The sequence below is a fragment of the Winkia neuii subsp. neuii DSM 8576 genome, assembly GCF_000420405.1.
GTDB lineage: Bacteria > Actinomycetota > Actinomycetes > Actinomycetales > Actinomycetaceae > Winkia > Winkia neuii.
Window position 1 is genome coordinate 1 of the sequence record NZ_ATUW01000008.1, and the last position, 24,567, is coordinate 24,567.

Consider the following 24,567-nt stretch of genomic DNA (forward strand, 5'->3'; position numbering starts at 1 on the left):
TCCCAATCCAGAAAAAACCTTTCCCAACAACCCCATGCGAGGAAGCCGGAACATCCAGTATTAGACCCAGTTTCCCAGGCTTATCCCAAAGAAAAGGGCAGGTTACTCACGTGTTACTCACCCGTTCGCCACTCTCACCAAAAGTGCAAGCACCAATGGATCCCGTTCGACTTGCATGTGTTAAGCACGCCGCCAGCGTTCGTCCTGAGCCAGGATCAAACTCTCCAAACAAAAACATTCAGAAAACACCCAAAAAAGGGCAATCCCAACCAAAAAAACAAAAAACAGACTCACACAACCAAAAAAGAAGTGCAAAGCCCACACACAAAAAAGAGCAAAAAACAAAAACACACTATCGAGAACAAAAACAACCCCACCACGAACCCCTATACTTAGAGGTTGGGCAGCTGCGGCAAGCGCAGCAACGAGAACTCATTCTAGAATAGCGACTCCGACTTTGTCAAGATGACGCTTCCCGAGAACTATTTCTCTTGTCCGTCGCGGCGAACCGCAACGGGAAATACTATAAGCACGCACCCGCCCTATATGCAAAATTCGGACGCGGTGAGCCTCGCCACACCGCGTCCGAACTGGGAAAATATGCTACTCGGCGGTCGCAACCGCTAGATTTCGCTTGCCTTTTCGAATTAGTACTTTCCCACCGGACAGCAGATCTGAAGTACTAATCACTCGATCTTCATCTTCTACCTTCACATTGTTCAAGTAGGCACCGCCAGACTTAATAGTCCTCCGGGCAGCCCCTTTCCCTCTCTCGAGACCAGTGCCAACCAGTAAATCCACCACGGAAGAAGTACCCACTTCAAAGTGTGTAGCAGGCAACGATTCCGTTGCCGAAGCAAGAGTCTTTTCGTCAATAGCTTTCAGATCGCCCTTGCCCCAAAGGGCTTCGGTGGCCGCCAACACCTGATCCGTGGCCTGGTCGCCGTGCACCAGCCGAGTTACTGATTCGGCCAGCGCCTTCTGCGCCGCCCGCAGGTGCGGTTTTTCATTAGTCAACCGCTCGAGCTCTTCAATCTCTTCACGTGACTTAAAAGTGAATACCTTAAGGAAACGCACCACGTCTGCATCTTCCGCAGTCAACCAAAACTGGTAGAAAGCGTAGGGCGACATCATCTGCGGATCCAGCCAAATGGCTCCGCCCTCGGACTTGCCGAACTTTGTCCCATCCGCCTTAGTAATCAGCGGAGTAGTCATTACGTTAACCGACTTGCCATGCACCTTGCGGATTAAATCCATGCCTCCGACAAGATTCCCCCACTGATCATTTCCACCCGTTTCGAGGGTGCAGCCGTAGCGTTCGTACAGTTGTAAAAAGTCATTTGCCTGCAATACCTGGTAAGAGAACTCCGTGTAGGAAATCCCCTCCTCAGAATTCAGACGCTTGGCTACCGCATCCTTCGAAAGCATGGTGCCCATGCGGAAATTCTTCCCCAAATCGCGCAACAAATCTATAGCGGACAACTCGCTAGTCCAATCGAGGTTATTCACCATCACAGCAGCATTGTCGCCCTCGAACGAGAGAAAGTGCGCAATCTGCTTGCGCAACCGCTCAACCCAGCCCTCGACAACCTCACGGGACTGCAAAGTACGCTCGCCCTTCATACGCGGGTCTCCGATAAGCCCCGTAGCTCCGCCAACTAGCGCAATCGGCTTATGTCCAGCATTTTGCAGGTGGCGCATCATAAGCACCTGAACCAGGTGACCGTGATGCAATGAGGCCGCAGTTGGGTCGAAACCACAATAGAACGTGACGGGCCCCTCGGCTAAAGCCTTGCGCAACTCAGCTAAATCAGTATGCTGAGCAATCAGACCGCGCCATTGCAGCTCATCAATAATGTCGGTCACTGTGGTTCCTTCCCTACAGGTATTTACACATTCGCTCATAGTGTCTCGCACTTAGTAGACAAAATGCCAACTCGGGCATCCCCAGTTACTTCTTGCAACTCCATTTACGGAGGGCGTCAGCGAGGTTTTTCGCCTGGACAATCTGCTCTGCCACCCGTTCCGGAGCAGTCCCCCCGACCCCCGACCTAGCGCATACCGAGCCGGAGGCACTCAAAACACTGCGCACCTGCCCATCGAAAGCGGGATCAATCTGCGCAAATTCCTGATCGGTGAGCTCCCACAGTTCCCTACCAGTCCGTTCCGCCAAAGCAACCGCCTTTCCAGCAAGCTCGTGCGCACTACGGAATGGAACACCACGGCGAACCAGCCACTCCGCAATATCCGTAGCCAGCGAGAACCCCCTAGGGGCCAAGTACTCCATCCGCTCTGTATTGAGCTCCATCGTACGGACCATCCCCGCCATAGCCGGAAGAAGGACCGACAAAGTATCTATTTGGTCGAAAACCGGCTCCTTGTCCTCTTGCAAATCCCGATCGTAAGCCAGCGGAAGCCCCTTCAAAACGACCAGCAAAGACTGCAAATCCCCAATAAGGCGCCCAGCCTTGCCCCGAGCAAGCTCCGCTACATCCGGATTCTTCTTCTGCGGCATTATCGACGAGCCAGTAGAAAACTGATCGGCCAGCTTCACATACCCAAACTCGACCGTATTCCAAATAATTATTTCCTCGCCCAAGCGAGACAAATTCACACCGAGCAAGGCACAGATAAACGAAAACTCAGCAACCACATCCCGGGAGGCAGTCCCATCAATAGAATTCTGGCAAGGAGCAGAAAAGTCCAACTCACTGGCAATATTATTGGCATCCAAACCGAGCGTATTACCCGCCAACGCCCCACCGCCGTAGGGACAATAAGCTGCTCTCTCCTCCCAGTCCAGAAAACGTTGCAGGTCACGCAGCAAGGGCCACACGTGAGCAAGCAGGTGATGGGCAACCAACACCGGTTGAGCGTGCTGCATGTGAGTACGGCCAGGCATAATAGCCTGCCCTGCGGCCTCGACTTGGGCCAACAAAGCATCCACCAGCTCCAGGACTGCCCCACCCAAAGATTTTGCTGCATCCCTCAGGTACATTCTTATCAGAGTGGCAATCTGGTCATTGCGGGATCTGCCAGCACGCAGCTTGCCCCCTAACTGAGCTCCTGCTCGGTCGAGCAAACCGCGCTCCAATGCAGTGTGCACGTCCTCATCTGTAGGGCAGGGCTGGAACCGGCCACATTTTACGTCCGCCAACAAATTTTCCAAAGCCGCGAGCATTTGAGCCAGCTCGGTGCTCGTAAGCAGCCCAACGCGGCCAAGTTCGCGCGCGTGAGCAACAGAACCTGCAATGTCGTAAGGCGCTAGCCGCCAATCAAAATGCGTAGATACCGACAGCGCGTCCAGAGCTTGGTCGGGGCTGCCACTAAAACGACCGCCCCACAAAGAAAGAGGATGATTTGCCATTACGCTACCTAGAGATTCCCAATTCCAAAATCGACACCGCGACCAAACTTCACGTCACGTGCGGCCGCAAGTTTAGCTGGCAGCCCGTAGATTTCGATAAAGCCTTTCGCATGAGATTGGTCGAAGGTATCGCCGGTTTCGTAAGTCGCTAGATTGAAATCGTAAAGAGAAGAGTCCGAACGCCTCCCCGTAACAGTTGCGCGCCCACCATGGAGAAGCAAGCGAATGTCGCCACTCACGTAAGTTTGAGTGTCCTCGATAAACGCGTCCAAAGATTTCTTCAAAGGGGAAAACCACTGGGCATCGTAAACCAGCTCAGCCCACCTCTCGTCGACACGCTGCTTGAAGCGCGCCTGTTCCCGTTCAATCGTGACGTTTTCGAGTTCCTTGTGGGCTTCGATCAACGCAACAGCCCCAGGAGCTTCATAGATCTCGCGGGACTTGATGCCAACTAGGCGATCCTCAACAATGTCAATACGACCAATGCCCTGCGCTCCAGCCCTGGAATTCAACTCTTGAATAATTTGCAGAGGCCCGCAGGCCTTGCCATCAATAGCTACGGGGACACCCTTTTCGAAGGTGAGCGTAAGTTCGTCCGGCAAGGGCGGGTAAGTTGGATCGTCAGTGTAGGTGTAAACATCTTTAGTCGGACTATTCCATAAATCTTCCAAGTACCCCGTCTCGACGGCCCTACCCCAAACATTCTGATCGATGGAAAAAGGATTGTGCTTAGTAGTTTCAATTGGAAGCTCATGGCGCTGGGCATATTCAATTGCCACGTCACGGGTAAGTGCTAAATCGCGAACGGGAGAGATGCACTTCAAATCCGGAGCCATCGAGGTGAAAGAGACTTCAAAGCGGACCTGATCGTTACCCTTGCCAGTGCAGCCGTGAGCCATAGTGTCCGCCCCGAACTGCCGGGCAGCGCGAACTAGGTGTTTCACAATAAGTGGGCGAGAAATTGCCGACACAAGTGGGTACTTGCGCTGGTAAAGGGCATTTGCTTTCAAGGCTGGCATGCAGTATTCAGCTGCGAATTCCTCTTTAGCATCGGCGACATACGCCTCTACAGCACCACAATCGAGTGCCCTTTTCCTGATCACTTCGAGATCCTCGCCGCCTTGCCCGACATCAACAGCTACGGCAATCACCTCGGCTCCAGTCTGTTCCCCTATCCACCCGATCGCAACCGAGGTATCCAAGCCTCCCGAGTACGCTAAGACAATTCTTTTCTTCGTCATTTCTGCCTTCTTGTGAGATTCAATTTCCGCGTGATTCTGCGAATTTCATTAAATATTCAGTAATTAGCTCTGCCTGGTCCGAATCCACGCAAATGATGAGGACGGTATCGTCTCCGGCGACACATCCAATTACGCCCTCGAGCATCGCTCCGTCAATAGCTGAAGCGAGGAGCTGGGCCGCGCCCGCCGGGGTGCGCAACACTACCTGATGTGCCACCGCCGTAGCTGCGACGACAAGATCTTGACTCCATCGCCGCAAACGTACTACCCCAGACTCCGTACTTGCCTCGCCGGGAACGGTTTGCGGCGCCGACAAACCATAGACATAGTCCCCATGCTCGTTACGCATTTTAGTCGCGTGCATTTCAACAAGGTCACGCGAGAGCGTTGCCTGGGTAGTAGTAATTCCCCTCGTCTGCAACGCCTCACGCAACTGTGCCTGTGAACCAATAGTTTCAGACGCGAAGATCTCGGCGATCGCCGCCCTTCGCGCAGCCTTTGTTTCTGGACGTAGCCGTCCCATGCGTCCTCCTCGCTATCAACAAAGCACGCGTATAACTATACACTATTACGCATATTCATCAAAGGTGCTGGGGGCGCCGACAAATAAGCAAACTAAGACGCTCCCCAAAGGAAGAAACCGAAAATCCGGCCCTTCCAATGAGGAGCGCGAAGGTAAGCGTCAAACTCGACCGCTATTCGCCCCCGTCAGCCTCCTGCTGATACTCATTGAGGCTAGCCGCCACCTTTCCTGCCCAGGCACGAATGCGATCCCACTCGCGGAAATCCCCCTCCAGAGCGCCCCCTAGACGGGCTACGGTGCGCTCACGCAAGTTGAGAACCGAGGGGTCGAGCTTACCTTTGAAGGTTACGTAATCGATTGGCTCCATAGCCAAAAGCACCGGACCCACTCTAGAGGGATCTTGCACGTTCCCTTTAGGAACTCCAGAAAGGCCAACAGAAAAAGCCCACATAGGCAGCTTCCTAAGTTCATCACCGAACTTGTTGGCAAAATCGGACGCGCCCTCGAGCCACTGAGTCATATAGACCGCGCTACCCAAAATCACGGCATCTACGCCGGAGAGGTCGCGGACTTTAGCGGGATCAACTCGTTTCGCCTCATGGCCTGCATTGCGCAGCTCATCGACGATAACGTCACCGATTTCACCTGTGGAACCATGTTTTGTCGCAACTGCTACTAGCGTCTTCATGTTCTAAGTATCGCCCTAAAACTGTTCTCATGCGTAATAAAAGGTCCCAATAGATGAAATTCCGCGCTCCCGAAAGAGCGCGGAATTTTCTAGCTGGGTCCTCTTACCTAACTGCGCAATTTAGCACCAAACTTCCTCCCAGCTTTCTTCACAACCCGTTTCCGCAGGCCAGCCGTCTCTTCGGCGGTAAGAGTACGATCCGGGGCACGCATCTTGAGGGAGAACGCCAAGGACTTCTTCCCCGAACCAATGCCCTCGCCACGATAAACGTCAAATAGCCGAACGTCTTCACAAACTTCGCCGAGCGACGACCGAATCAAGGCTTCTACGCTGCCCGCCGGAACGGCCTCGTCTACTACTAGCGCAAGGTCCTCTTTGGACGGCGGAAATGTAGAGACCGGCAAAACCTGTTTGGCAGCCCGACCAGCGCTATCGAGTAGCTTAGACAGGTCAATCTCGCAAGCGGCCGAACGGGCAGGTAAGTGGTATTCCTTTACCACTCGCGGATGCAATTCACCTGCGCGTCCAAACACCTTATCTTCTACCTTGAGCAAACCAACTCGTCCAGGATGGAACGGGCCGGTGTCGCCGGAAGCAGACTCCACAGCTACGGATACCCCTACCGTGCGGCCAATCGAGCGAGCCACTTCAATAGCATCCGCCCAATCAAATTCGCGCGATTTACCAAGCACACTAATCGGCTGCGCAGCCCCGGCGAAAACCACCCCAAGGTGGTCGGGCTGAGCAGGGACACCGCGCTGCAACGCCGCGATCGTCTGCTCGTCGGGGCGCGAGTCAGCACTTGGCAGCGCTGCCGGCACAGTGCCCTGGGGATGGTAAACCTTCCCGCATTCAAAAATAGCGAGTGAATCTATCCCACGCGCCACATTGAGTTCCGCAACAGGCAACAGAGTATCCAGTATTGAGGTTCGTAAATACGGGTGGTCCCCAGCAAGGGGATTAGCAAGCTTCACACACTTACGTGCAGGATCATCTTCGGAAAGATGCTGCCGATCATGTGCGTTTCCAATAAATGGATAAGAAAGCACCTGCGTCAAGCCAGCCTGTGCCAAACCAGCTTGCACATCGCGCTTTACCCTCTGTGCAAACGAGTAGCCCGTGCCGGCCGGGGCAGCAGGAACTACAGAATCAATCTTGTCGTAGCCATCTAGACGAGCAATTTCTTCGACAAGATCAGCCGGTCCTGTAAGATCCGGACGCCAAGAGGGAGCGGTGACGACAAACGAATCGCTCTGTTCTTGAACCTTCGCACCAATCCTACGGAGCAACTCACAAATCCGTTCGCGAGAGTAGTCAACTCCCGTGAGTCTGCAAGGGTAATCCTCCGCCATAGCTATTCGGCGGGGCTCGGGTACCTCGTTCAAATCAGTGGCATGAGCATCTGCCACCCCAGAACCGTACTCGACTAACAGCTCTACCGCTCGCTGGGCAGCCACGGCAGGCAGCTGCGGATCCACCCCGCGTTCGAAGCGTTTGGCAGCCTCGGAAGGTATCTTGTGGCGCCGCGAAGAGCGAGCCACAGAAACCGGATCAAAGTGAGCAGCCTCGAATAAGACCTCGGTGGTTTCACCGTCGACTTCGGTATCGGCACCCCCCATGACCCCGGCAATTGCGAGCACTCTATTGGCCGAATCCGAATCACAGATAAGCAGGTCTTGCTCGTCTAGAGCGCGGTCCACCTCGTCCAATGTCTTAAGGCTTTCACCACTTCGAGCACGCCTTACGACCAGCGGCCCCCGGACTTTAGAGAGGTCGTAGGCATGCATAGGCTGGCCTAAATCCAACATCACATAATTAGTAATGTCGACAGGCAACGAAATAGAACGCATACCCGCCACCTCTAGACGGTGTGCCATCCACCCAGGCGTTTTCGCCTGCGGGTCCACGCCGCGCACAACCCGTGTGACAAAGCGATCACAACCCACATTCCCGCGAATGGGCGCCTCATCGCAAATATCGACTGGGAAGCCCTTCCCGTCGGCTGCCTTAACCTCAGCCAATCCGGGATCGGTAAATGGACGCCCAGTAGAGTGCGAATACTCGCGAGCCAAGCCACGCATCGAGAAACAGTAACCGCGGTCGGGAGTCACATTTACTTCCAGAATCTCCTCGCCAAAGCCGAAAAGCTCCATCAGCGATTCGCCCGGAGCCGGAATCTGCTCAGACGCATATTTTTCAGTCAGAACCAAAATTCCTTGATGCTCCCCAGACAGGCCGAGCTCTCGCTCAGAACAAATCATTCCGTCTGAAAAATGCCCGTACGTCTTCCTAGAAGAAATCGGGAACGGCCCGGGCAGTACCGCACCCGGCAATACCACAGCAACCAAGTCGCCGGGGCCGAAGTTGTGTGCCCCACAAATAATGCCTCGCGATGGCAGTTCAGAGGGCTCCTTGCCCTCTCCGGGAGCATCGTTGTACTTGCCCACATCTACGCGGCAATAATTTATGACCTTCCCGTTTTTCTGTTCTTTAGGCTCCTGCGTTAAAACCTTTCCAACTACTAAGGGACCCTGGACCTGGGAGGGGTGAATCTGTTCCTCTTCTATCCCCACTTTGACCAAGTCACTAGCTAGTCGCGCAACGTCAGTGCCTTCGGCAATTTGTACATGCTCGCCAAGCCAATCCAAAGTTACGTACGGCATTAGTTTCCCCTTCCTGTAGTACCGAATTGACTGGAGAAGCGGACGTCGCCCTCGACAATGTCGTGCATGTCGGCAATTCCGTGCTGAAGCATCAAAGTTCGTTCAATCCCCATCCCAAACGCAAAACCTGTGTAAACCTCGGGGTCGATGCCACAAGCGCGCAGCACATTCGGGTTGACCATTCCGCAACCGCCCCATTCAATCCAGCCCGGACCGCCCTTCTTTTGAGGGAACCACAGGTCCATCTCGGCACTGGGTTCAGTGAAAGGAAAATAAGAAGGGCGCAGGCGAGTCCGAGCATCAGGGCCAAACATCGCCCTGGCAAAATGGTCCAAAGTTCCCTTCAGATGCGCCATTGTAATGCCTCTGTCTACTGCAAGCCCCTCTACCTGGTGGAAAACAGGAGTGTGTGTGGCATCCAGTTCATCCGAACGGAACACCTTTCCCGGACAGGCCACATACACGGGAGGGGTACGGTCGAGCAGCACACGGGCCTGCACAGGCGAGGTGTGAGTGCGCATAACCAAATTTCCGTCGCGCAGATTCTTACCCCCGACAGAAGTGCCGTCTATGTAAAAAGTGTCCTGCATCTGACGAGCCGGATGGTCGATGTCGAAATTGAGCGCATCAAAATTAAACCACTCATGCTCGATCTCGGGACCGTCTGCAATATCCCATCCCATAGAAACAAAAAAATCAGAAATCTGTTCCATCAGCGTCTGCAGCGGGTGGCGAGCTCCCACAAGCGTCCGCCCAGTGGGGACGGTAACATCTACGACCTCTTCGGCAAGCGCCTTAGCTTCGGCTTCTTCGGCAAGTTCCTGATTGCGCTTAGCAAACGCCTTCTGCACGGTAGCCCTAGCGGCTCCCATGCGTTTGCCGGCCTCGGCCTTCTGTTCTTTAGGAACTTCGCGCATCTTGCGGTTTGCCGACGCAATCGGCGAATCGTCGCCAATATGCTGCGCCTTCAAGGACTTCAAATCAGCCAAGTTTCTTGCAGCAGAGAAGGCCTCTAGAGCTTCTTTGACCGCTGCTTCGATACCTGGCCCATCTAATGGGGTGAGCTGGGTTGTCATAAAAACTTTTCCTCCACCAAGTTCTTTTGCACCCCAAGGTTACCGCGCCTTGGACAAGCTTATGAATTTAGCCCACACGCGTTGCGCCATAGAATGAGGACATGACAAATCTAGCTAACCGCGCTCCTTTAGGAAATACCTCCCCCGGCACCATCTCGCCGCGCCGCTCTGTGCCCGCGCACATCGATCGACCAGAATACATGTTCCACGACGGCCCCGAAGTAGTAACCGCATCCGATACCAAGGACCCCGACACAATAGAAAAAATTCGCCGTGCCGGAACTATCGCTGCCGACGCCCTCGCCGCAGCTGCGAAAGCTGTTGCACCCGGGGTTACTACCGACGAACTAGACCAGATTGCCCACCAATACATTGTCGATCACGACGCCTACCCATCTTGCTTGGGATACATGGGTTTCCCAAAATCCATTTGCACCTCTGTCAACGAGGTAATCTGCCACGGAATCCCAGACGATCGCCCACTAGAGAACGGCGACATAGTAAATCTGGACGTAACCGCCTACAAAGACGGCGTACACGGAGATACCTGTGCAATGGTCGAAGTGGGCGATGTAGATCCAGAGTCCAAGCTGCTTATTGAGCGCACCGAAAAGGCAATGATGCGCGGTATCAAGGCTGTCAAGCCCGGCCGCGAAATAAACGTAATAGGGCGAGTAATCGAATCATATGCAAAACGCTTCAACTACGGGGTAGTTCGCGACTATACCGGCCACGGGGTAGGCGAGGCCTTCCACTCAGGCTTGATTGTCCCCCACTACGATGCCTCGCCCGGCGCAGCTGAAGTTATGGAAGTTGGAATGGTATTCACCATCGAGCCAATGCTGACGTTGGGTAGTATTGACTGGGAACAGTGGGAGGACGACTGGACCGTGGTCACAGCCGACCGCTCCCGCACCGCACAGTTCGAACACACGATTGTTGTCACAGAGGACGGGGCCGAAATCCTGACCCTGCCAACACAAAAATAGAAAGGTCTTTAAATGGCGCTCGCGTTTGGAGTTGATGTTGGCGGATCTGGCATCAAAGGAGCACTCGTCGACCTCGAAACCGGAGAACTAGTTCACGAACGCGAGCGCATAAAGACCCCTATCCCCGCCACTCCTAAGGCGGTCTCCCTCACCATCGGAGAACTAATCAAGCGATGCGAAGTTCCCGACGGTACCCCTATCGGGGTGGCGCTACCTGCGCCCCAACGCAACGGAGCTGTAGCCTTTATGGCAAACCTGGATCAATCCTGGGTTGGCGTGAACGTCTGCGAAGAAATCAAAAAATATACTGGCTACGAAGTCAGCGCAGTAAATGACGCCGATGCAGCAGGATACGCGGAGGTAGCCTACGGCGCAGCGAAGGGTCACAAGGGCGTAGTGATTGTAACTACCTTGGGAACCGGCATAGGTTCAGCGGTGGTGGTGGACGGCGTATTGGTCCCCAACACCGAACTAGGTCACATCGAAATTGATGGCCGCGATGCTGAAGAAAAAGCTGCCGCCTCCGTACGCGAAAAGAAGAAGCTCTCTTGGGACAAGTGGGCGAAACGTCTCCAAAAGTACTATTCCACCCTCGAAAAACTATTTACCCCCGATCTGTTCGTAGTCGGCGGCGGAGTGTCTAGGCATCACGAAAAGTTCTTGCCAAAGCTGTCGCTCAAGACCGAAATAAAACCTGCACAACTTCGCAACACGGCCGGAATTGTGGGGGCAGCAATTCTGGCGGCTAAAGGCTAATTTTTAGGGGCAGCAGCGCTGCCCCTAAAAATTAAAAGCTGGCCTGTAAGCCGGGTTCTGTACCTCCGAAAAGGCGACGGCCATCCATCTGCACCCCACGTTGCCGAAGGGCTCTAGCAACCTACCCGCAGATAAAGGCGGACAACCAATCTGCTGCTCGGTCTTGCTCCGGGTGGGGTTTACCTTGCCGCTCCAGTCACCTGGCGCGCGGTGAGCTCTTACCTCGCCTTTTCACCCTTGCCGTACGGCGGTTTATTTTCTGTGGCACTAGCCCGCGGGTTACCCCGGGTGGCCGTTAGCCACCACCCTGTCCTGTGGAGCCCGGACTTTCCTCGACTTGCGCCGCGACCGTCCGGCCAACTTGCCAACATATTTTACGCGTGCACGGGCAAAAGTAAAAGCTAGAGTTTGGGCAGCCTCACGATGAGGTATTCGTATTCCTCAGAGTAAATCACCTCGTCTGGTGCCGCAGAACGAATTTCTTCCCATTCCGCCGGCGAGAAATCGATGTTCGAATCAACGACGTTTCGCCCTCGCACGCACACTATGCCAACCCCACCGGTGCGGGACGCGATTCGCTCATACTCATCCAATAGCGGTCCGTCGATGTTGGCACTTACTAACTCACGCTGTTTTGAAAGGGCAGCTATCTGCTCTTCGAGGTGAGACGCTTCTTCGCCGCATTGGGACTGTTTCTGGTTAATTTTGGCCTCAATATCCTGAACCACTGCGCTAGCTTCGCGCAGCTGCTGCTCGAGTTTTTCAGCCCGCTCCAGCTGAGAGAGCGCTGCCGTCTCGAGTTCCTCGCGCCTGCGCGCCAGCTGCGCCAACTCCCCCTGCAGAGCCGAAAGTTCTTTATGGGAGGCCTGCCCGGAATCGAGACGATCTTGTTGGAGTTTTTGCCGACTAGTGACTTGATCCACATCATTTTCGGCCGCACGCTGGGCTCTCAGCGCATCGTGTGCGCGAGTCTTGAGCGCCACCTGGGAAGCCAATACGGACTTTTTCTCCTTTTCCAACTCACTGATCTGCACCAAAACAGGCATACTTTTCTTCTGGTGCCTGAGTTTGGCGAGCTTTTGGTCCAGTTCTTGTAGCTCTACCAGTTTGAGCTGTTCAGCTGAGGCTGCCTTCATAGTTCCTTCAATTCTGCCGGAAAGTACTCTACCCATGGATCTGTAATGGTATGGGATAAACATATCTGCATACCAAGTCCCTCCCGCTCAAACTGGACACCTAAATCCCTCGCCGCCATAGGTAGCCAAGGGAACTCCGTTGCGAAGTGGGAACCGTTGATCAGGGCGGGACCCCCATCTTCAATATGTTCCGAACTCGGGTGGTGACGCAAATCGGACGTGATATACGCCTGCGCTCCAGCTGACCTTGCCCGAGATAATAACGAATCGCCGGCCCCTGGCGATACAGCCAGTACCCTAACCTCGGAATCCAGATCGCCCGCCACGCGAATGGGAGACTTACCGACCGGCAATACGCGGGCAGCCTGTTCGGCCAAAGTCCGCACCGTGGTGGGTTCCTCTAGCATCCCAACCCGCCCGATCCCTAAAGTGGGTTCGCTCGCTAAAGGCTGAAGCGGGGATGCGTGAAAAAGGCCAAATAGGTTTGCCAGCGCTTCACTCACCCCTCGACGCGCGGCATCGGCATTGGTGTGCGCATTCATAAGCGAAATGTGATTAGTAAGCAAATCCTGAACGATTCTGCCCTTGTAATTCGTTGCCGCCACGAAAGAGGTACCCCGCAAATAAAGAGGATGGTGAGTAACAATCATGTCTGCACCTACGCCCAAGGCTTCCCGAACTACGCTCGGTACTATGTCTACGGCAAGCAGGATCTTCGAGACGTCCCAAGCTGGATCCCCAACAATTAGGCCCACTTTGTCCCACTCCTCGCGAAGCGCTTCAGGGTATAGACGCTCCATTACCCTTAAAACATCCTCGACGCAACTTCGCCTGCCTTGCAGGCTTGTTATTAGTTCAACATCAGGAATATACATACTCACACCTTGCAATATTCATCTTTAGCTGGGCACAATTTATAGGTCGGAAGTGCTTATAGCCCAAAACTAGCATGTTGATCTGTCCATTAGAGGAGTTCATGTGGGTAAACATCGTGTCGTCATAATCGGTTCGGGATTCGCAGGCCTATTCGCGGCCAAAGCACTGACGAACGAGGACGTTGCTATCACCTTGATCGACAGGACTTCACACCACCTTTTCCAGCCCTTGCTGTACCAGGTCGCGACCGGGATCTTATCGCCCGGACAAATTGCCCCCTCCACCCGCGAAATCCTGCACAAGCAAAAGAACGTGCGCGTACTGCTAGGTCTCGTTGAAGATATAGATCCCAAAAATAAGCAAGTAATATGGCGCAATCACACGAATCGATATTCGACAGATTACGATTCACTCATAGTTGCCACCGGAGCCGGACAGTCGTATTTTGGCAACGACCAATTTGCCCGCTTTGCCCCCGGTATGAAAAGCATCGACGATGCTCTCGAGCTGCGAGCCCGGATTTTCGGCGCCTTCGAGCGGGCCGAACTTGAAGAAGACTCAAAGGCCCAACAGCGACTATTGACCTTCGTAGTAGTTGGTGCGGGGGCGACCGGGGTGGAAATGGCCGGGCAAATCCGCGAATTAGCCTCCCGCACCCTAAAAGGTGAATTCCGAAATGTAAACCCCGAAGACGCCCGTGTGATCTTGGTTGACGGCGCCTCTACCCCGCTACCGGCTTTTGGCGAAAAACTAGGTGGACGCACCCGGCACGAATTAGAAAAGCTAGGTGTAGAGGTTCGTATGAACCAACTCGTAACAGATCTAGACGCCGACTCCGTAACTTTGCAGGACAAAGACAAAAATATCGAGGTCATCCCGTGCGTGTGCAAAGTCTGGGCGGCAGGTGTGCAGGGCTCCGCCCTCGGTAAGAAACTGGCAGCCGCCACGGGGGTAGAACTAGACCGTGCCGGCCGCGTAAAGGTAGACGAGCACCTGCAAATACCAGGCTATCGGGACATCTTTGTGGTGGGCGACCTCATGGCCCGCGAGGGCGTACCAGGAGTGGCTCAAGGCGCCATCCAATCGGGCCGATATGTGGCTAGAGTAATTAGCGCCAGGTTGGCCGGGCGCGAGGTTAGCCCCTTTGAATACTGGGATAAAGGATCTATGGCGACGATCGCCAAGTTCAGCGCGGTTGCTTCAATTGGAAAGTTTAAGTTCCACGGATTCCCCGCCTGGCTCGCCTGGTGCTTCCTACACCTCCTCTACATCGCCGGATTTAAAGCCCGAGTAGGTACTCTCTTGCACTGGCTAATTTCTTTTCTTTCCAACGCTCGCTCCGCTCGCACAACCACAAACCAACAACTAGTTGGCAGGCTTGCGCTTGAACGCTTCGGCACAGGTGCCTCCGGAAAACTCCTGAGAGGCGAAAATCTTCATTTAGATGAGGACACAGATACTGTTAAGTAATGCTGATTTTACTGCCCCCATCCGAGGGAAAGACTCGGCCAAATAAGGGCCCAGTATTGGACCTTTCTGAGCTTCAACCGTTTGCGCGGGAATTAGAACAAAGCCGTAGACAGGTGCTAAAAGAACTTGTCAATACCTCCAAGAGCGAAGAAGCAATGGAAATACTCTCGGTTGGCCCAACCCTTGCTGAAACTGTGGGTGCTAATACCGAGCTCGAGACGGCTCCCACAGCCCCGGCTTACGCGGTGTATTCCGGCGTCCTTTACGAGGATGGAGGCCTTAGTGCCATAGCTGCTCAGAATGGCCCTTCGCCGCAGGTCGAGATCTTAGTTTGCTCTGCCCTTTTCGGAGTAGTGGATCTCTTTTCGCGAATTCCCGCATACCGGCTATCAATGGCAGTAAAACTACCCGGGCTCGGGGCGCTAGCCTCCTACTGGAGGCCACACTTAGAGCCACTGTTGGATGCCCTTGCAGGAGACCAGCTAATTTTGGATTGCCGGTCGGGCCAATACGCCAAAGCATGGCCGGGCCACAGCCATCATCTTTTTCCGGTCAGAGTGGCCCGAATCAAAAACGGAAAAGAACAAATTGTCTCGCACATGGCAAAAAAGTACCGTGGGATGGTTGCCGCAGCCCTTTTAAAGCAGGGCCGAGACTGCTCTATTAGCGAAGTCGTGGAGGTTGCCAATTCTCTTCCTGCTGTGTGCCAAGCTCAGCTGAGAGAGGGATCCAAAGGCAGCTATTTGTCTCTCGTTGTAGGTTAGCTTCACCCTCCGGGCTCCAAGCAGCGTATGTATTAACGAGGGCGGAAATTGCACCTTAGGCCGCGAAAACTCTTAGATTGCCTAAAAGACGCCCTCGGTACGAGCGCGATAAGATTTAGAGGTGTCTAACAGTAAGCAACGAGCCCGCAGGCTGAGGCAAAGGCAGCAAAAAGCCGGGGTGATCGACAAAATTTTCTTCATCCTTGCCTTTGTTGCCGGCCTCTGGCTAAACATCTTCCTGCTCCTAGAAGTCTGGTCGCGAGGATGGTGGGCAATATTGCTGGCGCTAATCATTTGGGCGGTGGCCTCCTACCTCACCCTACCCAGGCTTCACTCTATCCTCACTGACATCTACGTACCGAATTATTTTATTGGGAGGGCGAGGACCTCAGACGGCTTACTTGGCGACCCAATAAATCTGGCTGCAATGGGGACAGCCCAACAGGTCCACGCGGCAATGCGAGGGGCAGGTTGGACTCTTGCCGACCCGATTACGGCCTCGTCTGCACGGAAGATGATTCAATCTACCCTTACCCGCAAGTCTTATCCCGAGGCCCCCATATCGCCGCTACACCTGTTTGGACGCAAACAAGACTTTGCCTATCAGCAAGAAGTTGACGGCAATCCGAAAGAACGTCACCACGTTCGTTTCTGGGCGGTTCCCAAAGACTGGCTGCTCCCCGGGGGCCATAGGGTGGACTGGCTAGCAGGTGGAACCTTCGACAAAGCAGTAGGACTTTCAATTTTCACGCTGCAAGTGACACACAAAATTGACGAAGACACCGACGTGGAACGCGACCATATAGTAGACACAGTGAGGGAGCATATTCCCCAGGTAAAGGTCGATGTACTAGAGGACTTTTCAACCGGCTACCACTCCCGCAACGGGGGCGGAGACCAGATCAAGACCGATGGCGATCTTCCGATATTAGATCTTCGCGAAGTAGAGGCCGAAGAAGTTGACAAACGACGCGCGCAAAAGACCCTCGACAACATGAAAGCCCAAGAAGCGACGGGGGGCAGTACCGATTCTTCGTTTATGGAAGCCTTCAAACTGCACGGAAATCACTCTCTGTCAGACGCTTCTAAGATAACGAAGGATCTGGCTCAATCTCGACCTCTTTCTGCTTTTCTAGGGGTCGTCACAGTGCTTGCCTCCGCGGGTATCGGCATCGCTACTTTCGCCTGGACATTGTGGCATTGGGACCATTACGTACATGCCGCGGTAGCAAATGAGATTGTGGAGAAACTACCGGTAACGCACGTAAGCGAAGTTGCTCCTCTGTTAGCAACAGTTGGCGGGGCCACGATGGCCGTACTGTTGGGGGTACAGTTTCTGTTGTGCTGGCGCATGATGAATGGTTCGCAACTTGCCAGAATCTTCCTTATGGGGGTAATACTCGCCCAACTAGTACTTTTCTCAGTCGGTTATTTCCTATCCTGGCAAGCCGATTTCCCGGTAATCGTTTTACATGTAGGCCTGCTCACGATCGCCCTTATGCAACTCTCAGAACCAGACACTAGACGATTCGTCTCGAAACGAGCTTTGGAATCAGACTAGAACCTGGTCCAGTGAATCCAAGAAACGCGAGTTCTCCTCCGGCAAACCGACACTGACGCGAATCCCCTCAGCAAACGGGCGCACCGCAACACCACGCTCCAAGTAAAAGTGGGCAACCTCAGGCACCGATGCGTTGAAAACCTCTGCACCTAGCCAGTAGAAATTAGCCTGCGAAGAAATAACCAGCCCCACCTTGGCTAATTCAGCCAGCACGCGCTCTCGCTCAGCTACTAATTTCGCCACGGCTTCAGCGACGGCCTCGCGATTTTGTAGGCTCGCCAGTGCTAGGGCTTGGCTTGGCGCCGACACCCCAAAAGGCGTAGCCACTGCGCTGATAGCTGAAATTACTTCGCTATGGCCAACCAGATACCCTACTCGGGCGCCGGCGAGGGCAAAAGCCTTCGAAAAAGTTCGCGCGACAACGACATTTGGAAAATCCTCTAGCTCGCCTACAACGGTACTGACCGGGCCTGCAGAGAAGTCTATGTAGGCCTCGTCCACAATAACCAGCACCCGCGGGTCCACTGCCCGCAAGAATGCCACAAGGTCGGCATGGGACACCCCCTTGCCCGTAGGATTGTTTGGATTACAGATAATAATCGCCCTAGTGCGAGCAGTTATTGCCGCCGCCATTGCCTGCAAATCGTGGACGCCCTCTTTGAGCGGTACTGTCACAGGCTTTGCGCCAGCGGTCACAGTGGCAATCGGATAGGACTCGAAGGAGCGCCAGGCGAAAAGCACCTCCGCACCGGGTCCAGCTACTGCCGTGAGTGCATGCACCAGCAAGGCAGAAAGGCCATTACCGCATACAATCTGCTCTGCCTTCACGCCATGGTAGCGCGCTAATTGCTCCCTTAAAGACGTGCAGAAGAGATCGGGATAGTGATTTATCTTCTGAAGTGCCAGCCTACCCGCCTCAAGCACCGCCTCCTTAGGTAAGTAAGGATTCTCGTTTGAAGAAAGCTTAATTGCCCCGGCTCCTAGCGGAGTTTTTCCCGGCTTGTACCTGGGCAAAGAAAGAACTTCCGGACGAAAATAAACACTCATACGCCCACCTTATCCATTTAGTTTCGCAGCCGTATCGAAGTTCCGACCTGCGACCCAGCGAGCAGAAAAGTACATGGGCCTAGCTACTAGAGGGCGCACCACCAGTTCGAAACTCCCAAGCAAAGTGGGTCCCAATACTGCACCCATGCAGAATAATCGGGACAAAAAAGGCCCCGGCTAACGCCGGGACCTGCCTGGTGGGCCCAGAGGGACTCGAACCCCCGACATCCACGGTGTAAACGTGACGCTCTAGCCAACTGAGCTATAGGCCCTGGAGCCACAACAATAACTTATTGCGACTCAAAAACAAAAATCCTGCTATGCACGATCGCGGGTTTGTACCCTGGTGCCCACCCACTCCGGCGCGACCACGACCGAGGAGGTGGCGTGCAGACCTGCCACCTGAGCTGCGCTTTCGATAGTAAACGGCGAAACATGCCCGGGCTGATTCGGCTTAGGTGTGATTACCCACACTACCCCTGGACCCGCAAAATTTTGGGTGGCATCGACAAGACAATCCGTGAGGTCGTCGGCCTCCCCGTCGTCCGCGCGCCACCAAATAATGGCACCGTCGACTAAATCCGCGTAGTCTTCATCTACTAGCTCGTTGCTAGTTTGCTTGGCGATTGCCTCACGCAAAGCTTCGTCAGCATCTTGATCCCAAAGAAATTCCTGAACAATCTGGTCTTCTTTGAAATCGAGCGGCTTCACAGCCGACTTCTGGGACACCTTTTTCTCCTTGAAACAATAAATCGGGTACGTGTCTGTGTTCACTTTACATTGTCAGAAGCCAAGATGGGACATATCACCCTCAGTTGGGACAGGAATATCTCTCTTCAGCCCGAACTTTTCCGGGACTTATGGCACAATTCAAATTGAACGAGGGACCCTTGTGCCCCTGACGGCAAGGACGCCTTCTTGGCTGATCCTTCAAGAGGAAAGAGATGACGTGCCCGAACAGAAGCAGTCGAGCCCACTTGTTGACGGTTTGCTAGTTCAGATTCCCGACAATGATCCTGAAGAAACTAGCGAGTGGATTGAATCACTGGACGACTTGATCGAAGAACGGGGTGCAAATCGCACGCGCTATGTCATGCTTGCCATGCTCAACGCCGCACGCCGCAAAAACGTGTCCGTTCCAGCCTCTTTCACCACCCCTTACATCAACACGATTCCGGCTCAGGATGAACCATATTTCCCTGGTGACGAAAACACTGAACGAGCCTACCGCCGCTGGATTAGGTGGAATGCAGCAGTTCAGGTAACTAGGGCCCAACGCCCCGGGATAGGCGTAGGTGGGCACATTTCCTCCTATGCTTCAGTCTCTACCCTCTACGAGGTCGGCTTCAATCACTTCTTCCGCGGCAAATCACATCCGGGAGGCGGCGACCACATATTCTTCCAGGGCCATGCCTCCCCCGGAATTTACGCCCGCGCATTCCTAGAGGGACGCCTTTCCGAGGAAGAGATGGACGGCTTCCGCCAGGAGGTCTCCACGCCCTCAGGCCTGCCCTCCTATCCTCACCCCCGCCAACTGCCTAACTTCTGGGAGTACCCAACCGTTTCGATGGGTCTAGGACCAGCCGAGGCCATCTATCAGGCCTGGTTCGACAAATACCTGCATCTAAATGGCATCAAAGATACCTCCGAACAACACACTTGGGCGTTCCTCGGCGACGGCGAAATGGATGAGCCAGAATCCCGCGGCATGCTTCAGACTGCAGCAGCACAGAATCTGGACAATCTAACATTTGTTGTCAACTGCAACCTGCAACGCCTCGATGGGCCGGTACGTGGCAACGGCAAAATCATTCAGGAACTCGAATCCTACTTCAAAGGCGCCGGCTGGAACGTTATCAAGGTGATTTGGGGCCGCGGCTGGGATGGTTTGCTAGCAGCCGACAAGGACCACGCACTAGTGCACCTAATGGACGAGGTCCGCGACGGGGACTACCAAACTTTGAAGGCAAACGACGGCGCCTACGTCCGCGAGCACTTCTTTGGTCGCGACCCACGCACAAAGGAACTCGTAAAGAACTGGTCCGACGAGCAAATCTGGGAATTGCGCCGTGGCGGCCACGACTACCGCAAGGTCTATGCTGCCTACGATGCCGCCCTCAAACACAAGGGACGCCCAACAGTAATCTTGGCGCACACCATCAAGGGATACGCCCTCGGCGAACACTTTGCCGGACGTAACGCCACCCACCAGATGAAGAAGCTCACGTTGGAAGACCAAAAGGCACTTCGCGACAGGCTCCACATTCCAATCACGGACGAGGAACTCGAAAAGGATCCTTACAAGCCTCCTTACTACATGCCTGACAAGGACGATCCGGCGCTGCGGTACATGCTTGAGCGCCGTGAGGCACTGGGAGGATACCTACCCTCCAGGCACCGCGAAGATCCACACCTAGAGCTGCCCGGCGAAAAGACCTACAAGATGATGACCAAGGGCTCGGGAAAGCAAAAAGTAGCTACCACTATGGCTCTAGTGCGATTGCTCAAGGAACTCATGCGGGACAAGAACATCGGCAAGCGGTTCGTCCCAATCATTCCGGACGAGGCGCGCACATTCGGCCTCGACGCTATGTTCCCAACCGCCAAGATCTTCAACGTCCACGGCCAAAACTACACCGCAGTGGACCACGATCTAATGCTTTCCTACAAGGAATCCGAGCAAGGAAGATTGATGCACACCGGCATCAACGAGGCCGGCTCGGCTGCTCTAATGCAGGTGGTAGGCACCTCCTACGCTACCCACAACGTTCCCATGATCCCGTTCTACATTTTCTACTCGATGTTCGGGTTCCAGCGTACGGGGGACCAGTTCTGGGCCGCAGGTGACCAACTTACACGCGGCTTCGTTATTGGCGCTACCGCGGGACGCACCACACTTACCGGTGAGGGCACCCAGCATATGGACGGGCACTCGCCCGTACTCGCAGCCACCAACCCCGCATTCGTGCACTACGATCCCGCCTATGCCTACGAGATTGGCCATATTTTCCGTGACGGCTTGCAGCGCATGTATGGCGATCCAGGCGACCGCGATCCGAACGTAATGTACTACCTGACGGTATACAACGAACCTATTGTGCAGCCCGCCCAACCTGAAAATGTTGACGTGGAAGGCATATTGCGAGGCATCCACAAGATTGACGAGGCCGCCCCTGACCGCCCTGTCGTGAACCTACTAGCATCTGGCGTGGCAGTCCCCTGGGCTCGCCATGCTCGTGAATTGCTACTAAACGACTGGGGCATCGGAGCCAACGTTTGGTCTGTAACATCCTGGGGCGAGCTCCGCCGCGACGGGATGGAGGCAAACCGGAAAAACTACCTCGATCCAGACCACTACACCAAACCCTATGTGACGGCGAAGCTCGAAAACACTGGCGGTCCGTTCGTAGCCTCTACAGACTTCGACCACATACTTCCCGACCTCCTAAGGGAATGGATCCCCGGACGCTACTACACCCTGGGGGCCGACGGCTTTGGATTCTCGGACACCCGCCCGGCAGCTCGACGCCACTTCCTAATCGACGCCGAATCGATGGTTGTGCGCGCGCTGCAGGCAATGGCCGACGACGGCATGATTGAACGCGATCTAATCCGTCAGGCTATCGAGAAATACGATCTCATGAACGTGAACGCTACCTCCCACCGAGTTGACGATTCCGACGACTCCGTAGCCTAAAGAAATAAGTTGTGGGGCATCACGTACACGTGATGCCCCACAACTTATTTAACACTCGCTTCCAATTAGCCTGCAGCCAATGGGCAACCGGAACAGTGTACCCGGACGGCGGCGCTGGTAGGTGTCTCCGGGCTACAAGCCCCCAGCCCGGAAGCACACACACTCTTTGCGCTCTGCGCTATTCCCAGGCGGCGGTAGTGTTCCAAAATAACTTTGACGAAGGGTACGCTGACTCGAAGATTGTTTGCCACCGCTGGCAGCGTCTTTCCTTGTGAAATCTGCTCCATGACTTGCTGAGTTAAAGCCCTTCTCATCGGAATATCAACGTTCCAATCTGAAATATCCCTACTGACAATATCCAGGCCAACACTAGTTGCCCCAATACGGCAGCTGCAGTAAGTCTGCCACCAATTTGGCGTACTTGTTCGGCAACTGTTGCCATACAGGGCGTATAGGCGAGAACAAACACTAAGAATGCGAGGGCGGCGATGGGCTCATTGCCCTCGCCTGCCGACTTAGTTAGAGAATCGCGCAGCAACGTTGGCAGTTTCCCTAAATCATTGCCACCGTCCTCGGCATCGCCGCCATCATTTTCGGGATCCATGTTGTAGGAGGTAACGATGGAAGAAATCACAGTCTCTTTCGCCACAAATCCCGTCATCAGCGCCCCGGTCATGTGCCATTCGCCGAATCCGGTGGGAGCAAATACCGGTTCCAATGCCTTGGCAGTCTTGCCATAAAGAGACTGCCCAGTTGTAAGCGTTGGGTCTGCAAAATGTTTCTGGGCCGCATCCTGTCCCAGCGGTATTGAGCTCATGAGCCACACAATCATTGTCAGCAAGACAATAATCTTGCCCGCGCCCTTGACGAAAGCCCACGAGCGCAGCCAGGCCCTGCGCAGCGTTAGAAGCACCCGGGGGCACTGATAGGCGGGAAGTACGAGCATGAGCGGCGCTTCACTATCGGTTGGTAGAAAATGTTTAGCTATCCAGGCCGCAGCAACTACTAACAGAATCGACGTCACATACATTGCCCACACCACGGTGCCGGTATGCCGCGGGAAAAACACCTTTGCGATAAGTAAGTAAATAGTGAGCCTAGCGGCGCAGGAAGTATACGGAATGATTAGCGTAGTAATGATTCGCTGATTTCGATTGGATAGTGTTCTGCACGCTGCCAAGGAAGGCAAATTACAGCCAAACCCCATGATTAGAGGCAATACCGCCCGCCCGTCTAGGCCGATCTTTCGCATAATACGATCGGCCAGAAAAGCTGCGCGAGCCATGTATCCGGAATCCTCTAGTACTGAAATAGCGAGGAATATTACCAGCATCAACGGCAAGAACGAAGCCACTACCCCCAGCCCGGTAGCCAAACCGTTTACGAGCAGCGAATGCACCCAAGAATCTGCAAGCGAAAGTTCGCCCAGCACCCAACTTAGGCCGTTAGCTAAGGAAAACGCCCCGGATTCGGTAGAAGCAAAAAGGTTTTCGAAAAAATCTTGTAACGGACTTACCCAACTTCCAGCGAGCTCAAAGAGCAACCACATTACCGCAAAGAATATTGGTAGCCCTAGGAAGGGATTCAAAAGAATGCGATCAACCTTGTCCGAAAAGGAGGGCTCGGTGAGGTTTGCAGAATTAAGCCCGGCCCTTGCTAAGATCTGCTCTACCCATTCGAAAAGCTGCTCCGCATTTTCCATTTTGTCCCCGAAATCGCCCGTGGCATCGAGCGAGCCACCCACATCAATAACTGCGGGATTGGCAAGCGCTCGGGCAATAAATTCATCGAGGCGCGCCTGGGGACGATGCCGAGGATCTACCACAGTAACGGGAACTTTCAGCGCCCGTTCGAGCCGCTGCGGATCAAGCTCGATCCCGTCTTGGCGAGCAACGTCCGCTAACGTAACCACGCAAGCTACAGGCAATCCCGTCTGCGCAACCTGTCCTGCCAGGTAGAGCGAACGTTCAAGCGACGTCGCATCAAGTACCACCAACGCCAGTGACAAAGGCGCCTCTTGCCCTCCAGGGACGGAAGTCCGTTGGACAAGTGTATCGACTACAACTTGTTCATCCGGACTCTTTGGCAACAACGAATAAGTGCCTGGCAAATCCATCAACCGCACATTTGCACTCTGCCAAGTACCAACCATGCACTCCACTGTGGTTCCCGGAGCATTTACGCAATGCTGCTTAGACCCAGTAAGTGCATTGAATAGGGTGGACTTGCCAGTATTGGGATTCCCAACTAGAGCCACCGACACGGACGAGTCGGGTCGGGGCAAAGTCTGTACTGTAGGCGCGCATTTAGGGCAACTCATGCTATCTCCTCTACTTCAATGCACCCGGCAGAACGATGATCCACCGCCAACCGCGAACCAGAAATATTGATCACGACTCCACCCATGCCGCCCTTGCCTACTACAGCCAAGTTTGCTCCTGCCCTGATTCCAAGTTCCGACAGGCGCAAAGAATGTTGCTCAGCAACTCGTACTTTTATTATGCGAGCTCGCTTTAGCCTCGGCAGTTCGAGCAGCGACACAGACACGGTTAGAAGGCCCCCCAAGCTTGCGATCAGATCAGGTTAAGCAAGCCTAACTCCAAATACCGTTTTCATACAATTGCGTCTGCACAATTCACTATCACCCGAAAACATACACTGCGGCAATATAGAGGGGCCCAGCCAAACGGCCCGGCAACAATTTTGAGACCGA

Annotated in this window: 19 protein-coding genes, 1 tRNA gene, 1 rRNA gene and 1 other RNA gene; 6 read left to right on the forward strand and 16 right to left on the reverse strand. The window is 54.3% G+C overall.

Features of this window, described 5'->3' with window-relative positions:
- The 8 genes from G437_RS0108010 to pheS form a co-directional block, all read right to left on the reverse strand.
- Positions 1–231, reverse strand: a 16S ribosomal RNA gene (locus G437_RS0108010); the annotation flags it as partial.
- 372 nt (positions 232–603) lie between these two features.
- Positions 604–1,866 (reverse strand): tyrosine--tRNA ligase, encoded by a 1,263-nt coding sequence (gene tyrS, locus G437_RS0108020; RefSeq protein WP_024332044.1) that lies wholly within the window; start codon positions 1,864–1,866, stop codon positions 604–606.
- An 85-nt stretch (positions 1,867–1,951) separates the two neighbouring features.
- Entirely contained in the window at positions 1,952–3,367 is a 1,416-nt protein-coding gene (gene argH / locus G437_RS0108025) for an argininosuccinate lyase (RefSeq protein ID WP_024332045.1), read from the reverse strand.
- An 8-nt stretch (positions 3,368–3,375) separates the two neighbouring features.
- Complete coding sequence (locus G437_RS0108030) at positions 3,376–4,608, reverse strand: argininosuccinate synthase (protein WP_024332046.1); 1,233 nt, start codon at positions 4,606–4,608, stop codon at positions 3,376–3,378.
- Between the two features lie 19 nt (positions 4,609–4,627).
- Positions 4,628–5,131: an arginine repressor gene (locus G437_RS0108035; protein WP_024332047.1), complete on the reverse strand. Its 504-nt coding sequence runs from the start codon at positions 5,129–5,131 to the stop codon at positions 4,628–4,630.
- A 172-nt stretch (positions 5,132–5,303) separates the two neighbouring features.
- Complete coding sequence (locus G437_RS0108040) at positions 5,304–5,819, reverse strand: flavodoxin domain-containing protein (RefSeq protein ID WP_024332048.1); 516 nt, start codon at positions 5,817–5,819, stop codon at positions 5,304–5,306.
- Positions 5,820–5,926: 107 nt separating this feature from the next.
- Positions 5,927–8,482, reverse strand: a complete 2,556-nt coding sequence (gene pheT / locus G437_RS0108045; RefSeq protein ID WP_024332049.1) for a phenylalanine--tRNA ligase subunit beta — start codon at positions 8,480–8,482, stop codon at positions 5,927–5,929.
- Positions 8,482–9,558, reverse strand: coding sequence for a phenylalanine--tRNA ligase subunit alpha (gene pheS / locus G437_RS0108050; protein WP_024332050.1), 1,077 nt, complete (start codon positions 9,556–9,558; stop codon positions 8,482–8,484). Before pheS ends, pheT begins: the two co-directional genes overlap by 1 nt.
- Positions 9,559–9,659: 101 nt before the next feature.
- Between pheS and map the strand changes: the two genes are divergently transcribed.
- Positions 9,660–10,547: a type I methionyl aminopeptidase gene (map, locus tag G437_RS0108055; RefSeq protein WP_024332051.1), complete on the forward strand. Its 888-nt coding sequence runs from the start codon at positions 9,660–9,662 to the stop codon at positions 10,545–10,547.
- Positions 10,548–10,559: 12 nt separating this feature from the next.
- Positions 10,560–11,303, forward strand: coding sequence for a polyphosphate--glucose phosphotransferase (gene ppgK, locus G437_RS0108060; RefSeq protein WP_024332052.1), 744 nt, complete (start codon positions 10,560–10,562; stop codon positions 11,301–11,303).
- A gap of 30 nt (positions 11,304–11,333) precedes the next feature.
- On the opposite strand, the gene rnpB is transcribed toward ppgK, so the two are convergent.
- The 3 genes from rnpB to G437_RS0108070 all read right to left on the reverse strand — a co-directional run bounded on the left by rnpB (position 11,334) and on the right by G437_RS0108070 (position 13,314).
- Positions 11,334–11,667, reverse strand: an RNA gene (gene rnpB, locus G437_RS11000) — RNase P RNA component class A.
- A gap of 37 nt (positions 11,668–11,704) precedes the next feature.
- Positions 11,705–12,439: a zinc ribbon domain-containing protein gene (locus G437_RS0108065; RefSeq protein ID WP_024332053.1), complete on the reverse strand. Its 735-nt coding sequence runs from the start codon at positions 12,437–12,439 to the stop codon at positions 11,705–11,707.
- Positions 12,436–13,314, reverse strand: a complete 879-nt coding sequence (locus G437_RS0108070) for a Nif3-like dinuclear metal center hexameric protein (protein ID WP_051141926.1) — start codon at positions 13,312–13,314, stop codon at positions 12,436–12,438. Before G437_RS0108070 ends, G437_RS0108065 begins: the two co-directional genes overlap by 4 nt.
- Positions 13,315–13,417: 103 nt before the next feature.
- On the opposite strand from G437_RS0108070, the gene G437_RS0108075 reads away from it, so the two are divergent.
- The 3 genes from G437_RS0108075 (at position 13,418) to G437_RS11230 (ending at position 17,110) form a co-directional block, all read left to right on the forward strand.
- Positions 13,418–14,785, forward strand: a complete 1,368-nt coding sequence (locus G437_RS0108075; protein ID WP_024332055.1) for an NAD(P)/FAD-dependent oxidoreductase — start codon at positions 13,418–13,420, stop codon at positions 14,783–14,785.
- Positions 14,785–15,549, forward strand: coding sequence for a YaaA family protein (locus G437_RS0108080; RefSeq protein ID WP_024332056.1), 765 nt, complete (start codon positions 14,785–14,787; stop codon positions 15,547–15,549). Before G437_RS0108075 ends, G437_RS0108080 begins: the two co-directional genes overlap by 1 nt.
- 121 nt (positions 15,550–15,670) lie before the next feature.
- On the forward strand, positions 15,671–17,110 hold the full coding sequence (locus G437_RS11230) for an LssY C-terminal domain-containing protein (protein WP_024332057.1): 1,440 nt from the start codon (positions 15,671–15,673) through the stop codon (positions 17,108–17,110).
- Here G437_RS11230 and hisC read toward each other — a convergent pair.
- From hisC to G437_RS0108100, 3 genes are all read right to left on the reverse strand, one after another.
- A complete protein-coding gene (gene hisC, locus G437_RS0108090; protein WP_024332058.1) occupies positions 17,102–18,157 on the reverse strand; it encodes a histidinol-phosphate transaminase in 1,056 nt (351 codons plus the stop codon). The two genes, G437_RS11230 and hisC, sit on opposite strands and share 9 nt — an antisense overlap.
- A gap of 195 nt (positions 18,158–18,352) precedes the next feature.
- Positions 18,353–18,429, reverse strand: a tRNA-Val gene (locus tag G437_RS0108095).
- Between the two features lie 46 nt (positions 18,430–18,475).
- A complete protein-coding gene (locus G437_RS0108100) occupies positions 18,476–18,886 on the reverse strand; it encodes a DUF3052 domain-containing protein (RefSeq protein WP_024332059.1) in 411 nt (136 codons plus the stop codon).
- Positions 18,887–19,106: 220 nt separating this feature from the next.
- On the opposite strand from G437_RS0108100, the gene aceE reads away from it, so the two are divergent.
- Complete coding sequence (gene aceE, locus G437_RS0108105; protein ID WP_024332060.1) at positions 19,107–21,854, forward strand: pyruvate dehydrogenase (acetyl-transferring), homodimeric type; 2,748 nt, start codon at positions 19,107–19,109, stop codon at positions 21,852–21,854.
- Between the two features lie 310 nt (positions 21,855–22,164).
- Here the strand turns inward: aceE and feoB are convergent, their stop codons facing one another.
- Both feoB and G437_RS0108115 read right to left on the reverse strand, forming a co-directional pair.
- Positions 22,165–24,174, reverse strand: a complete 2,010-nt coding sequence (feoB, locus tag G437_RS0108110; protein WP_024332061.1) for a ferrous iron transport protein B — start codon at positions 24,172–24,174, stop codon at positions 22,165–22,167.
- A complete protein-coding gene (locus tag G437_RS0108115) occupies positions 24,171–24,401 on the reverse strand; it encodes a FeoA domain-containing protein (protein ID WP_231782338.1) in 231 nt (76 codons plus the stop codon). The genes feoB and G437_RS0108115 overlap by 4 nt, the downstream gene beginning before the upstream one ends.
- Between the last annotated feature and the right edge of the window lie 166 nt (positions 24,402–24,567).